Source organism: Helicobacter winghamensis ATCC BAA-430, assembly GCF_028751035.1.
GTDB lineage: Bacteria > Campylobacterota > Campylobacteria > Campylobacterales > Helicobacteraceae > Helicobacter_D > Helicobacter_D winghamensis.
This window is the reverse complement of sequence record NZ_CP063533.1, coordinates 391,201-404,774: the sequence shown is the minus strand read 5'-3', so window position 1 is coordinate 404,774 and position 13,574 is coordinate 391,201. Positions and strand designations below refer to the sequence as shown.

Below are 13,574 nucleotides of genomic sequence, written 5' to 3'. Positions count from 1 at the left end.
CTACCCCTTAAACAAACAAGTATCGCAAAGTTTTGTTTTACTTAAATCTCCATTTTTATGTGCTTCTCTTAACTCTTGCATTCCCTGAGAATGCCAAATTTCATACAAAGAATTGTTATAAATATTGCCCACTGCAATGTGTTTTGCCCTATGCGAAGCACAAGGGACAGCCAAACCATCTCCGTGAATAAAAATAGATTCAAAAGGATAAGAACAACTTTGTTTTCCAGCAATAGGAGCATCAGAGATTGCGACACTTCTTTCATCATCAAAAGGTGAAATTGGCACATAGCGTTGCACAGAGACATAATCAACTTTATCCACCCAAAAATTCTTAAATGCTTCTAGCTCGTGTTTATTTTTCTCTTGCAATAAAAAGCTCACACGCACAATAGGAAGCTCTCTACCAAGCTTCGCGCGCAAATTTAAAAAAGTGTCAATATTCCTTAAAACCTTTTTAAAATCTAATCCAACTCTAATTTTTTTATAAGTTTCCTCTGTGATTGCGTCAATACTAAAATTCATCCTTGTAACACTTGTATCAAGGATTTTTCTACTCACTTCCTCTGTCAATAAAGAAGCATTAGAGTTAAAATGCACATCCATAATATTTTGCTTCGTGCTAATATATTGCAAACGCTCAATAATATCGCAATCTAACAATGGCTCATTTGTTTGAGAAGGGGCAACAGATGGACATTGATACTCATCACATTCATCAACTAAACGCCTAAAAACATCAAAAGGTAAATACCCATCATATCCATAATCCGCCCTTAAATCAGCATGTCCATGCACACACATCGTACATCTTGCATTGCACTTAAACTGATTTTCAAATCTTACAAAAAGCGGAAAGTCATTCAAAATATGCTTAGAAGCATCTGCCCATTTTTTTCGATAATCTAGCCATTTTTGCCCATATTTTTTAACAAAAATAGCATCTACATCTTTTTTTGAGTTATTAACAACCCTTCCTGCTGAAGTTGATTCTTGTTTAATTGTATCTTTCATATTTATCCTTCCCTATTAAACTAGAGAAGGATAAAGCTTTTATTTTTGCGCAATAACTCTTATAAAATAATCGTCTTCATCTGCAAATGGAGCAAAGCCCCTATCTTCCCTAGCATAAATAATTTTAAAATCTTTTAACTCTCTTAAAAGTGCATCAAAATTCAGAAATCTTCTATAATGATTTTCAAAAATAAATGCATCTTTTTCATCAATTACTGGAATACCCATCTTATAAAGAGAATTTTTATATCCTCTCACTTCTATGGCAAAAATACCATCGCTATCCAAGCTATTTCTAACCCAACCAAACACTCTATTTTGTTGCTCTTGTGTAATAGAATGTAAAGTAAAACGCGAATATACTATGTCATAATGCCCCCCCCCCCGCACAGAAGAACATAAATCCAATTTAGTAAAATCTGCACATTGAAACTCTAATGAATAATTTTTATACTGCTGAAGAAATTCAATCACATTATCACACTGATCTACACCAAGAACATCAAGTCCATTTTTAGCAAAGTATAAACTATCTCTACCATTCCCACATCCAAGTTCAATTAAAGATTGCCCACTTTTAAAATATTTCATACAGAATTTCGCAAAATAACTCTCTTGTCCAATTTGCATATGATTCGCATAAAACTGATGCCAATACCCCTTATCACTTGTCTCATAAACTTTCATTAAAAAATCATCCACTTTTTCTTTCAATAATCGCTGATTGTCTTCTAAATTCTCCTTTTGATTGTTATTTAACACACAATGCGCATTAGGCTCTACAAAAGGAATATCAACACCCATTACATTACTGATTTCATTACTTTGAATTCTGCTATAAAGATTCTTTTTATCTCTTTTAATTAATTCTTGCATTGAACATTTTACAAAGACTTCAAAATAATGTGAAATATTTTGACGATTCATAGAATAAATCTCTTCAAATAATGAAATCGTAGCACATACAACCACCATCCCATTAAAGGCTAAAAACGAACAAAGTGCAGAGATTTTCTTGGCAACCCTTAATCTTCCCTTTGCAGTAAAATCTGGATCTTCTTGAAAAATATTACGAAAAACATCGCCATCTAATAAAACAACATTTTCTCTCTCTTTTTTAAGTGATAAATATAAAGATTGTGCATAAGTTGTCTTACCAGCACCCGCTAAACCACATATCCAAATCACTGCACCTTTTTGCATCATTGCTCCTTGCAAAGATTGTTAATAAACTCACTCAAATACTCACTAGAATGCCTAATATTATACACTTGCTTTTCTCTAAACTTCCTTATTTGCTCTTCAAATTTAAATACTTTAAAACTCTTAATATCTCCTACAATATCTTTCAAGTTATCAAAATTATCAATGATAAGATTTGCTTCCTTTGAATACAAATGGATTCCATCTAAAACCTCTACCCCAAACTTTCTTTTATTTGGCATATAAATAATAGCTGGTTTAAGGTAAGTTAATGGATAAGAAACCCCCATAGAACTCTCGTCAGTCAAAAGTGCAAAACTATTATTAATATAAGAGTTCAAATAACTTGAAGTTTCATCAAAAATAAAATTTTTATGCAAACACCAATTTTTGATTTCTTTATAAAATTGCTGTTTCTCATATTCCCTTAAATTAGGGTGTAACCTACAGACAACTTTCACTCCAGATTCCAAAATGGCATTAAGAGATTTTACAAAATCATCTGAAATAAAATTCGATAAATACGAAGGAGCAAATAATAAATAAGAGTTCAAAGATTTGTTTTTAGTCCGATTCAAAGCCCAATCTAAACTAGGGCATCCACCCTTGATGGTTTCAGTTTTAAGATTGAAAAAATTCTGCGCTTTAAACAAGAGCTTAAAGTCATTTAATGTATGTGCTACAACATAATGGCATCTATCCATTCTCTCTTTTTTTAAACTATTTAGCACAAAACTCTCATCTGTTCGATGCAATGTATATTGCAAGGCTTCATTGAAATTATGCCCCAAATGCACAATAATTGTTTTACAAGTTTCTAGTTTCACTAATGGCAATGGAGTATTTACGGATAATAAAACTTTTAATTTTGGAAAAGCAACATAATACATAGGATGCGAAATCATCACAAAACTTTCTTTTATTCTATCTTTTGCTAACTCATAAGCTTTGAAAGAATTACAACAATATACTAAAGGAAAAACAATATTTTCATCAATATTTCCAATATGTTTATTGTCTTTTGTATAACCTATCATTGTAATACCAACGCTCAAACTGCAAGCTTTTTCTAGTGGCTTTAACAAACTCTTAACATAATTTAAATGCACCTCTAAAGATTCTTTAAGATTATCTAAACCCTTATCGCTTAAATAATCTTGGAAATAAGCTAAAAGAAGCGTCAATGCTCTTTGATAATCACAAAATTCGATCTTTAATATTTTACCTTCTATTTCAATTTTTGGAATATTGCTTTCTAATACTTCACACATACAAGCAACAATAAGTGATAATGCACATTTATGCCCCCCCCCCCACTTATTATTTTGATAATCCAAGACTACATCTTGTGGAATTTTAATTTTCAGAAGATTAGCAATCTTATAATACTGTTCAACTTTATGCTTACCAAGTTTATCCATCATATCATTTTTCTTTATTAATAATTTGCATAATATTATCCGCTATAACTTCACTAGCGTTTTTGAAATTGACAACTTCTTCATCACGATATTTTAAAATCTTTTTTGATAAATCTTTATCTTTTGTTTGTCTTACTTGCAAAACAACTTCTGAACTATTACTTGCCTTAAAATGGATTCTATCATCAAAAAATCCAATCCCACCAATGTTTTTCTCAAATGTATTTTTATCTTTAAAATATAAAATTGCCGGGCATAAATGCTTAATGGGAAATGTATAAGCTACGCTTGAAGCACTTGTAATTACAACAAAACTTTCACTGGAGAAATTTTTAAAATTCTTATTATTATAACAGACAAAAAAGTTAGGATTATCTTTAATTGTTTCTATAAATTTCTGTATCTCTCCACTCCACTCATAACGATAACGCAATGCAACCTTAAACCCTAACCCTAATAACTCCAAAAGACTTTCTTTAATTTCTAATACTTCGCTCTCATCGTGCAAAGCAATCAAAACTTTATCCCGCAAACTTTCTTTAACTTCTTCCTCTACATCAAATGCGGCATATCCACTTAGTAAGACACTAGGCTTCTTATCTTTGCAAAATCCGTTAATTAAAAATTCTGTTACCTTCTGTGTTTTGCGGGAAGTTGCAAATAAATAATCTATCTTATCTTTAAGCACCGCTTTATAGTAATCTAATTTTTCTTCCATTAAAGCCTCCAAGATACTTGCATAGCTATGGTGTTGCACTAAATAAACCTGATTGGCATTTCTTGAATATGTACCTACAGTAGAAAAAATATATTTCACGAAATGCACATCTTTCAAATAATCCATAATAAAAGGAACAATAATAGCATTTGAGCTAATTTCTCTAGAAAAATTCTCCCCTGAATGATCCAAATACACTATTTTGCAATCTCTCTTTAGTAGCTCATAATCCACATTTCCTAAATGCTTCTCATCTCCTAATCCATACAGAATAACACCTATCAATAAATGCCCCCCCCCCGACTGCTTAAGCGTTGAACTTCTATTTGGGCTTTTTTGCAAACTTGCAAAGCAATTTGTTGGATAAATTCATTACCAAGATAACGATTAATTTCTAGTGCTTTTAATTTTTTTATCAATTTTTCCATTCTACTTTGCGTGATGACAATTCCCTGCGTTAAAGCTATTACAATTTCAGCTTCATTATTTTTAAGCTGCTTTTTAATCTTTGAAGCTTGTTCTTTTAATGTTATTCCCTTTTTATTATCATCTATAAAACTATAAGTGGCATTCATCTCACAATAATCCAGCATTTTACCTAATGTTCTTCCAGTTCTACCTGCAGGATAAATATAATAATGCATTAGCAATTCTCCTTTATAATCTTAATCGCTCTTCTAACTTCCTCATCTTCTAAATGCTCCCCCATAGGCAGTGATAGAATCTTATCCTGCCACACAAGCGCATTTTTACACTCTGTTTCCACAACATAGGGCTTTTTAGAAAATGCAGGGGTATTAGGAAGTGCAGCAGGATAGTGCAGCCCTGTTTGGATTCCAACTCTCTTAAGCGATTCCATTATAACCTTGCGATTTTCACATCTCACCACAAACAAATGCCACACACACTCCCTATCACTAGCCACCTTTGGCAGAACAAAACCACTAAGCCCTTCAAAATACATTTGCGCCACTTGTTTGCGCCTAGCATTCCAAGCTTCTAAATAGCGCAATTTCACTCGCAAAATCGCCGCTTGCAAAGCATCTAGTCTAGAATTTCTCCCTACAATATTATGCTGATATTTTTCCAACCCTCCATGATGAGCGATTTCCTTGCACTTTCTTAACAGCGCAGAATCCTTACTTACAATCATTCCCCCATCACCATAAGCCCCTAAATTCTTGCCCGGATAAAAACTAAAAGTTGCCACATCTCCAAAACTTCCGACCCTTTGCCCATTAAATCTAGCTCCGTGTGCTTGTGCGCAATCCTCAATAATTTTTAGATTCCATTCTTTTGCTAACCTTAAAATCTCTTCCATATTTGCAGGGATTCCATACAAATGCACCACCACAATCGCACTCACACTAGGCTCAATCTTAGCCTTCAAATCCACAACATCAAGCGAATAATCCTCCCCACAATCCACAAATTTTACTCTTAATCCATTGCTAACCACCGCTTCAGCACTTGCTACAAAGGTATTTGCAGGCACTAACACCACAGAATCCTTGGGCAACTCCAACGCCCTAATAGCAATCTCTAGCGCGTCAGTCCCATTTGCAACCCCCAATGCTTCTACCCCCCCACCAATGAAGCTAGCAAACTCTTTTTCAAAGGCTTCAACTTCTGTCCCGCCAACAAACGCGCTTGTTTCAATCACAGAAAATATCGCTCTATCAATCTCATTTTTGATACTTAAATATTGTTTGTGCAAATCTAAAAACTTCACAGCCATACAGCCCCCATTTTCCAAGTATTTTCACCCACAACATAGGCTTCTTTGTAAATTTTAGATTCCAATATTTCCTCCCACGCTTCTTGCATTCCACCACTCCAAGCAATATCATCAAAAAGCATCACTCCACCTTTGTCCATAAAAGGGCGGATTGTGTGAAAATACTCCAGCGTTGCAAACCTATCGTGATGCCCATCAATGAATGCAAAATCTAATGGCGCAATGCGTTCTAAAAGGCTAGGCAACACAAGGTTAAATCTCCCCACTAAAACTTCAATATTTTTAAGCCCAAAGATTTGATGATTTTCTCTCGCGATATTTGCAACATTCTCACTCCCTTCAATGCTATAAATCCTAGAATCTGACGCAAAATAACTCATATAACTACTTGAAAACCCACAACAAGTGCCAAGCTCTAAAATCACCTTAGGATTTAAGGCTTTAAAAATCTTAAAAATCTCCTGCGCCTTTTCTCTCTTAACTCCAATTTTTGCTAAATCACAAAGCGCAATCGCACACAAAACACCCTTTTCCATTTGCTCTTTTGTGCGTTTATCTCGCGGACTTCCCGCACCAAAATCCACCACTTCAATGCTCCTCTCACTTCCTTTAAGCACATCACGCCTAGATTCTACAATTTCTACAATCTTTTCAAACTCCATTTATGCTCCCTTATTACAACTCTCTTATTAATTTTGCAGGATTTCCTGCATATACGCCCTTTTTAGTAAGATTTTTTGTAACCACGCTTCCTGCACCAATCACCGCCCCATCACAAATATTAACAGGTAAAATCGTAGCATTAGAGCCAATACTAACATTATTTCCAATCTTAGTTTCTCTCCATAGCTTAGGATTTCCAGCAGGTTTCCCAAACTCAAATAAATCATTAATAAACATTACTCCATGTCCTATAAAGCAAGATTCCCCAATACTCACTAACTCACAAATAAAACTATGACTTTGCACACGCGTATTTGCACCAATCCTAACTCCCCTTTGGATCTCCACAAAAGGACCTACAAACACATTGTCTCCAAGAGAGCATTCATATAAATTGCAAGGCTCTACTAGCATAACATTTTCTCCCGCCTCCACATCTCTAATCTTGCTTTGCTTGCAGAAAATAAAATTTTCTTTTCCCAATGTAGCAATAGGGTGGCTCAAATCCGGGCATTGCTGTTGCGCGAATGATTTTTTCAATTAATGCCCCCCCCCCGCAAGCTTGTAAATCTACACATTTTAAAGCTTCAATTTCATTCCTTAAATGAAACTCTCTGCGTAAAGCCTTAATAGAATCTTGTGGGATTAATCCATATTCCCCCTTTAACATTTTTTCTAAACTTTCACAAAATAACTTAAATCCTTCTATATTTGCTAATTCCACAAGCTCATCTACAAAACAATCTTTTGGGATTTCAAACCGCTTTTGAAAAATAATATCCCCACTATCAATCCCTTTTGCTAAACGATGAATAGTTACACCAAATTCTCTATCTTCATTTAAAATCGCAAAGGAAAATTGATTGCACCCCCTATACTCTGGCAATGGTGCTAAATGCAGATTAAAGGCAATTTCTTTTGCACACTCAATTTGTTCTTGCGTTAAAATCGCGTGATATTGCACACTAAAGAGTATGTCAAATTCCAAACTTAAAAGCACGCTTAAATCCTTAATCATTGGAATCCCTTTTGCTTCTGCAAACTCCCTAACACCCACCCCTCTAGATGAAGTCCCAACTGCTATAAGTTTAAAATCTAAGTCTTTTTGTTTTTTAAACAACATTTCCAAACATTGTTTGCCAATCTCTTTTGCGCCCAAAAACACAATTCTTTTCACGCCTTTTTCCCCAATTTGCATTGCTTAGAAGCTACAGGCAAAAATACTTCCTTACCACTCTCAATAGATTCATACATAGCAATAATTAACTCTAAGCTCTTTCTTCCTTCTTCACCATCTACAAGAGCTTTTTTATTGTTCTTTAGACAATCCACAACACTTAAATAATATTCCTTATGCCCAAATCCATACACATTAGGTGGATTTACCGAATATTTCTCCATAACTTCCCCATCACTTGCTAGAGACTTTGCAAAATTCCAATGGCGCATTTGATTAACTGCAAAACCACCAATTTCTACACTTCCAAACTCACCTAAAATAGAAATACTCCCCTCTAAATCTTTAGGGCGTGTGGCAGTTGTAGCCTCCACCACGCCCAAAGCTCCATTTTTAAACTTTAATACCGCAATCCCGGTATCTTCTGTCTCTATTGCACTTAAAGCCGTTGTGCTTTTTGCAAACACACTCTCCACATCACCCAACATCCATTCTAACAAATCAATATGATGGCTTGCTTGATTTGTAAAAACTCCCCCATCATATTCCCAAGTCCCACGCCAAGAATCCTGCTTATAATAGCTATCATCTCTACACCACCTAACACGCACGCTTCCCATTACAAGCTTTCCAAACCGCCCTACTTCTAATGCTTCTCTTAGCTTTTGCACAGGCAAGTTATAGCGATTCTGCTTCACTACAAATAATCTTATGCTATTTTCCCTACAAACTTGTATCATCTTATCTGCATCTTCCAAGGTTAAAGCCATAGGCTTTTCTACAATAATATGCTTTTGATAGGGGGCAACTTCTAGGGTATTTTGCGCGTGCATCCCACTAGGCGTTAAAATAGAAACAATATGGATTTGCTCCCCGCACTCTTGCATCATCGCCTTTAAATCCATAAAATATGGAATCTTATATTTTGCTCCAAACTCTTTTGCGCGCTCTTCTTGCACATCACACACCGCCACAAGCTTTGCGCCTTTTATCTCGCCACTACTTAATAACTCCGCATGTCTTTTTGCAATTCTTCCACAGCCAAGTAACGCAACCCCTAACATAGAATCTCCTTTTCAATGCGCTCAATCATTCGTTCAAAATTACAAGTACCCTTAATGAAATAATTTTCTGATTCTACCTTTTTCCCCAGCATTTCTTTAGAAATTTTTAAAATCTCATCGCAATCTTGTGTCCAAAACATCAGTTGATTTTTAATTAAATATTGATCGTGGATTAGCCAAATGGAGCGCGTAGAAATCGTAGGAATCCCATAGCAAACCGCCTCTAAATTCATTGTCCCCCCTCCACCAATAAACAAATCAATGAAAGGATAAAACTCCTCTGGCTTTAACTTTTCTTCTAAAATCGTAGCAATTGCTCCAAAATCATTCTTTAATCTCTCTTTTTCATAGCGTGGCATAATCACTAAATTTGCATCTAACTGCGCCTTTAAAAGTGGAATCACTTCATAAATTGTTGGAATCTTTTCCTTAACATAATGCGCTTTATACTCCTCTTCCCTAATTAAAATTGTAGGCTTAGAAGCATCCATTCCATAGCGTTTTCTAAAGTCATTTTTAGATTCCTTTTTTATCCCCTTAATCCACAATGCCACATCAATAAAGGGATAAGATTCTATTTGTGTTTCGCTAAGTGCAAAACGAAGCATTAATTCCTTTGGCAAAATAAAAGGATAAAAAAATAGCTTAGAAAAAGGGAGTGTAAGGCGTGCTACTGCTGTAAGCTCCTTTGGACATTTTTCATCTCTAGGCTTACCAAATGCTGGCGTATCATAGATATTAACCACTGGAATCCCAACTCCATAAGCCACCTGCACGCTATCCACCACAGCCCCACAAATTAGAACTTTTGGCACTCCTTTAGCTCTAAAAAGATCCAAAATCTCTTTTTGACGAAAAATACGCGCCTCAAACTTTTGCAACAGCGTCTCACCCCCATATTCCCCAAGCACAATATGAGAAATCTTATGCAATTCTAAAATCTCTTTTGCCTCTGTGTAGTGTGGAGCATAACGCGTAGTAACTAAAATCTTATGATTCCTTTTTTGCAATTCTCTAATCATGCTTGCAAAAAACATTGCATATTTAGGAGTTGCCACATCAATCCAAATCATCGCCTATTCCTTAATTGCTCAAAAATCATAGCACGCACATCAAAAAGATTTTGCGCATTATAACCTAAACTCCGCGCTAATTCTAGCTCTGGCACAGCAAAACCTTTTTTATCCTTTCTCCACGCAAGATTTTTGCTCCCAAGCCGCTCTAGTAACACCCTTAAAAGATATTTGCCATAGCCTTGCGCCACTTTCAAATGCTCTGGCAACCTAAATGCAAACTCCACCACTCTATAATCTGTAAAAGGCGTGCGATTTTCCAAAGAATGCGTCATCGCATTTCTATCCTCATAGCGCAATAAATTTGGCAAATTAAACTCTAGCGTATCTAGCAAAAGCCCTTGATTAAAATCCAATAAAAACCGCTCCAAAAGATTTTCCAAAGATGGCTTAGGCAAGCCCATTTTTTCTAACTTTTCTAAATCTTTTGCATTGTCCTCCATAAATAATTGTAACTTCAACTCCCTATCCAAAGAGCATTTTAACCCAAACATATACTCATTTAACGCCTCTTTTCCATAAAGCCTAAGCCTATCTTTAAAGGCATCTTTATGTGTAAAAACATAGCGTCCAATATGATGATAATACCCCCCAAAAAGCTCATCAGCCCCCTGCCCTCCAAGCACTACCTTGCAAGTTTTTGCAATCTCTTTAAATAACACAAATTGCGCATAAATAGACAGACTTCTAAAAATCTCATCTTGCCCTAACACAAGCTTTCTAAAATCACCTCTAAGATTCTCTATCTTTGACTTAACTTCGCAAATCTCTACTCCAACATCTCTACCAATCTCATCAATATAAACACTCTCATCAACACCTTGAAACTCTCTAAAACTAAGCCCAAAAAACTTACATTCTCCATTTAAACGCGCTACCAAATGTGCCAAAATTGAGCTATCCACACCCCCTGAAACACTAAGCCCAACTTGCACATCAGATTGCAAACGCAACTTTAAAGAATCCAAAAGCAAATCTTCTAGTTCATCTAACGCGGAATCTAGCGTGTAATTTTGTGGAGTGATTTTTAGATTCCAATAACGCGTAAGTTGTAATTTACCATTTTTAAACACTCCAAAATGAGCCGATGGAAAAGGTAAAATCCCTTGGTAAATCGTTTTATCCTTACTACCATTGCTAAAGAGCAACCATTTTGCAATCTCTTCTTTATCAAATACACAAGGTAAAATCTCTAAAAGTCCCTTAATCTCTGAAGCAAAACAGATTCTATCCCCCTGTATTCCATAGAATAATGGCTTATTCCCAAGTCTATCGCGCGCCAAAAATAAGCTATTATCTCGTTTATCTAAAATTACAAAGGCAAAATCACCATTAAACTTTTCTAGGCACTTTTGCCCAAAAAACGCAAAGGCGTGCAACAAAACTTCCGTATCGCTTTTTGTAAAAAACGGAATCCCAAAACCCTCTAACTCCGCTTTTAATTCTAAATAATTATAAATCTCCCCATTAAACACAAGCACTAAATGCGGACAAAATGGTGAAACAAAAGGCTGATTTGCCTCCTTTTGCAAATCAATAATGCTTAGACGATTATGTGCTAGAGCAATTCCATTACAATAAAAACTTCCGCTAAAATCCGGACCCCTATGCGCCATCACACTAGACGCCTTTTTAATCGCTTCTAAAGGATAGTTTCCCCCGCAAATGCTACACATTGATAAACCCTATACTTTTTCATTTTCTTGCCACACAATAACCGTTTTGTCGTTGGCTTGTTAATTGCACTTTACAAAAATCGTCCAAATCAAAAAATTCAATACTCCTAAAGCCAACATTTTTAAGATAAAATTCTAATTCTTTGGTGGAAAAGAATCGCATTGTATCATTACTTTCTAAAAATAAGGGCTTTTGACTACCATCACAAATCAAATAAGCATAGGAAACATTAATGGAATTCTCCATCAAATCAAACTCTGCCTCAGAAAATCTTACAATTTTAATCTCTCCATCTGCAACTTTTTTAATCCTTGCATTAAGATTATGCGTAAAAATTCCAGCCTGATGATAAAAATCAAAAACAAAGATTCCGTTATATTCTAAATTAGAATATGCATTACTAAAAACCTTTAATAAAGATTCATTGGAAACTTGATAGCAAATTACATGCGATAATGCACAAACTATATTAAAATTTTCAAATTTTTTTCTATTTTCTCTTGGAAAACTTCTAATATCATCACAATAATACTCTATTTGCCCCCCCCCCCCCGCGCGGAATGAAGATTGTGATTCTTTTTAGCATACTCAATCATATCAAAACTTACATCAACACCAACAACTTTATATCCATTCTTAGCAAAATATTCACAAAAAATTCCCGTTCCACACCCAAAGTCTAATATCCTATCACCAATCACACACTCTTTAAATAGACGCAACAAATAATCTCCAATGCGCGAAAAACATTTATCGCTAAAAAATATTTCATAATACTTAACAAATTTTCCGCTAAAAGTTTGTGATTTAAAATGCTTCATTATCCACTCCAAATAACTCTTTAAATTCACTTAGCATATTTTCTAAAGAATAAATATTCTTTGTCAAATGGTGATTTTTAATTGCACTATCATCAATTCTGCATAAATCAACACCACTATCAAAATCAAAAATTTTCAATCCATTTTTAAGCACTTCATTATAAGCAGTGGTTTTTCTCATATAGACTTTTTTACCCATTCCTAAAAGTTGTATGATATTTCCATAAGCTTGCTGATTTTTGTGTGCAAAAATCGCAATGTCCAAAGAAGAAAGAAGATCTAAATAAGCATTTAAAGGCATAAATTCTACAAGCGGTTTAAATTTGGCTCCAAAAATATTTTTACCATACTCTATAATTTCATCTTGATATTCTTTGTTAGAACCATAAGATAAAGGACAGATTAACTCTATATTAGAATCCCTATAAGGCTTTAAGGCGTTTAATATATCCTTATGTAAATTCAAAGGATCAGCAGAATTACCAATTAAAATCACCAGTTTTCCATCTTTATTAGACAGATATAACTCTCCATTAAAAACATTTGATACATAGAAACTTTTAGAATAGAAAACTTCTCCTTTTGTGTTATATTCCTTTTTGACATACTCATAATCTCCAGCAATAGAAATCAAATGCCCAACATTTTGCAAAACAAAATTATGTCTCCTGCTATAAGATTCCTTACCTAAACAAAAATCACCACCCCATAACACCCAATAACACTTTTTTAAAAGCCATTTTTGAAAATACAAAAGATTAATCACTTCATGTCGCCATAATCCGTGCAAAATAATCTTATCTGCCTTTTGCATTAGATAAATAAGCTTCAATTGTTGCTTTAAAGTAGAAATATGCTCCACTTCTTTAAAGTTACTTAATCCATATTTGCAAATATCAGGACGCACATAAACAAATTTATGTTTTTTTAAATCAAAATATTTTTGCATAAACTCTACAAATCTGACAGAATGTGTTGCAGAACTTAAAATGTGTAAAATCATTT

15 protein-coding genes are annotated in these 13,574 nt (G+C 34.6%); all 15 read right to left on the bottom strand.

What is annotated here, in order from left to right:
• Positions 1–1,014: a radical SAM/SPASM domain-containing protein gene (locus IP358_RS02065; RefSeq protein WP_006801934.1), complete on the bottom strand. Its 1,014-nt coding sequence runs from the start codon at positions 1,012–1,014 to the stop codon at positions 1–3.
• A gap of 39 nt (positions 1,015–1,053) precedes the next feature.
• Entirely contained in the window at positions 1,054–2,217 is a 1,164-nt protein-coding gene (locus tag IP358_RS02060) for an adenylyl-sulfate kinase (RefSeq protein ID WP_370524985.1), read from the bottom strand.
• The gene (locus tag IP358_RS02055) at positions 2,217–3,641 is read right to left on the bottom strand and encodes a hypothetical protein (protein ID WP_040498247.1); all 1,425 of its coding nucleotides are present in this window, start codon (positions 3,639–3,641) and stop codon (positions 2,217–2,219) included. The genes IP358_RS02060 and IP358_RS02055 overlap by 1 nt, the downstream gene beginning before the upstream one ends.
• 1 nt (position 3,642) lies before the next feature.
• Complete coding sequence (locus IP358_RS02050) at positions 3,643–4,641, bottom strand: hypothetical protein (RefSeq protein WP_006801938.1); 999 nt, start codon at positions 4,639–4,641, stop codon at positions 3,643–3,645.
• A complete protein-coding gene (locus tag IP358_RS02045) occupies positions 4,638–5,000 on the bottom strand; it encodes a hypothetical protein (protein ID WP_006801939.1) in 363 nt (120 codons plus the stop codon). The genes IP358_RS02050 and IP358_RS02045 overlap by 4 nt, the downstream gene beginning before the upstream one ends.
• Positions 5,000–6,094 (bottom strand): DegT/DnrJ/EryC1/StrS family aminotransferase, encoded by a 1,095-nt coding sequence (locus tag IP358_RS02040; protein ID WP_006801940.1) that lies wholly within the window; start codon positions 6,092–6,094, stop codon positions 5,000–5,002. The genes IP358_RS02045 and IP358_RS02040 overlap by 1 nt, the downstream gene beginning before the upstream one ends.
• Complete coding sequence (locus IP358_RS02035; protein ID WP_006801941.1) at positions 6,085–6,756, bottom strand: class I SAM-dependent methyltransferase; 672 nt, start codon at positions 6,754–6,756, stop codon at positions 6,085–6,087. Before IP358_RS02035 ends, IP358_RS02040 begins: the two co-directional genes overlap by 10 nt.
• Before the next feature lie 13 nt (positions 6,757–6,769).
• Positions 6,770–7,171, bottom strand: coding sequence for an acyltransferase (locus IP358_RS02030; RefSeq protein ID WP_101313145.1), 402 nt, complete (start codon positions 7,169–7,171; stop codon positions 6,770–6,772).
• A 25-nt stretch (positions 7,172–7,196) separates the two neighbouring features.
• Positions 7,197–7,955 carry a formyltransferase family protein gene (locus IP358_RS02025; protein WP_006801943.1) on the bottom strand — a complete coding sequence of 253 codons (759 nt, stop codon included), beginning with the start codon at positions 7,953–7,955 and terminating at the stop codon, positions 7,197–7,199.
• Positions 7,931–8,998 carry a Gfo/Idh/MocA family protein gene (locus IP358_RS02020; protein WP_006801944.1) on the bottom strand — a complete coding sequence of 356 codons (1,068 nt, stop codon included), beginning with the start codon at positions 8,996–8,998 and terminating at the stop codon, positions 7,931–7,933. The genes IP358_RS02025 and IP358_RS02020 overlap by 25 nt, the downstream gene beginning before the upstream one ends.
• On the bottom strand, positions 8,992–10,071 hold the full coding sequence (locus IP358_RS02015) for a DUF354 domain-containing protein (RefSeq protein ID WP_006801945.1): 1,080 nt from the start codon (positions 10,069–10,071) through the stop codon (positions 8,992–8,994). Before IP358_RS02015 ends, IP358_RS02020 begins: the two co-directional genes overlap by 7 nt.
• Positions 10,068–11,747, bottom strand: coding sequence for an asparagine synthase (glutamine-hydrolyzing) (gene asnB / locus IP358_RS02010; RefSeq protein ID WP_006801946.1), 1,680 nt, complete (start codon positions 11,745–11,747; stop codon positions 10,068–10,070). Before asnB ends, IP358_RS02015 begins: the two co-directional genes overlap by 4 nt.
• 19 nt (positions 11,748–11,766) lie before the next feature.
• Entirely contained in the window at positions 11,767–11,994 is a 228-nt protein-coding gene (locus tag IP358_RS02005; protein ID WP_101313121.1) for a hypothetical protein, read from the bottom strand.
• A gap of 287 nt (positions 11,995–12,281) precedes the next feature.
• Positions 12,282–12,569, bottom strand: coding sequence for a class I SAM-dependent methyltransferase (locus IP358_RS02000; RefSeq protein ID WP_370523614.1), 288 nt, complete (start codon positions 12,567–12,569; stop codon positions 12,282–12,284).
• Complete coding sequence (locus IP358_RS01995) at positions 12,556–13,572, bottom strand: TDP-N-acetylfucosamine:lipid II N-acetylfucosaminyltransferase family protein (protein WP_040498249.1); 1,017 nt, start codon at positions 13,570–13,572, stop codon at positions 12,556–12,558. The genes IP358_RS02000 and IP358_RS01995 overlap by 14 nt, the downstream gene beginning before the upstream one ends.
• Between the last annotated feature and the right edge of the window lie 2 nt (positions 13,573–13,574).